Origin of the sequence: Brevundimonas sp. P7753 (assembly GCF_013386595.1) — a bacterium.
Taxonomy (GTDB): Bacteria; Pseudomonadota; Alphaproteobacteria; order Caulobacterales; family Caulobacteraceae; genus Brevundimonas; species Brevundimonas bullata.
Genome location: NZ_JACARP010000137.1, coordinates 1 through 839 on the forward strand (window position 1 = coordinate 1; position 839 = coordinate 839).

An 839-nucleotide genomic window follows, 5' to 3' on the forward strand; every position below is an offset into this window, starting at 1 on the left:
GGGGGGGGGGGCGACGCCGCCGTCGGCGGCTTGATGCGCGACCTCGGACAGGGTGGCTCCGCCCCCTCCGTCTCGTCCGCTGCGCGTCCGATCCACCTCCCCATGGAATGGGGAGGAAGGCGCAGGTTCTAGCCGCCGAACGCTCCCGCCGCCGCATGGAACATCGGATTGGCCCGACCCTCTGCGTCGAACAGCAGAGGACTGTCCTGACCGTCGTCCTTGTCGCCGCGACGCAGCCAGCTGTCGATATCGCGCACGCCCCAAGTGGTGAAGGCGAACTGCNNNNCGCAGGTCGGGCAGGCGGCCGTCGTCGCGCAGCGAGGCGTCCAGTTCGGAGACGTGGATGGGCAGACCGAACTGGGCCAGTTCGCGCATGAAGACGGTGATCTGACCGGCGGGAATGTCGATGTCGAGGTGGCTCTGGGTGCCCAGGCCGGTGATCGGCGCCCCGGCCTTCAGCAGTCGTTCGACCAGACGCAGATAGGTGGCGCCCTTCACCGGATTGTTCTCGAGATTGTAGTCGTTGAGGAAGAGCACGGCCTCGGGCGCGGCCAGCTTCGCCTGTTCGAAGGCGCGCAGGATATAGGCGTCGATCCCGCCGAGGCCCTGGCTCCAGACGCAGTCGCGCAGACCCCGGCCGTCCTCGGACACCGCCTCGTTGACCACGTCCCAGCCGACCACCTGACCGCGCCAGCGGCCCGCGACCGTGGCGATATAGCGGTCATACTCGGCGGCGAAACGGGCGCGGTCGCCGGTCAGGGCCTCGAACCAGGGGTGGCTCTGCGCGTACCAGATCAGGGTATGGCCAAACAGGCGCAGATTCTGGTCGCGGGCGAAGG

The 839-nt window shown here is 68.6% G+C and carries 1 protein-coding gene and 1 pseudogene; both read right to left on the reverse strand.

Annotated features, from left to right (window positions below):
• Positions 1-128 precede the first annotated feature (128 nt).
• Positions 129-257 carry a hypothetical protein gene (locus tag HX774_RS20210; protein WP_370523748.1) on the reverse strand — a complete coding sequence of 43 codons (129 nt, stop codon included), beginning with the start codon at positions 255-257 and terminating at the stop codon, positions 129-131.
• Between the two features lie 109 nt (positions 258-366).
• A pseudogene (locus HX774_RS20215) lies at positions 367-819 on the reverse strand (endo-1,4-beta-xylanase); the annotation flags it as partial.
• Positions 820-839: the final 20 nt, after the last annotated feature.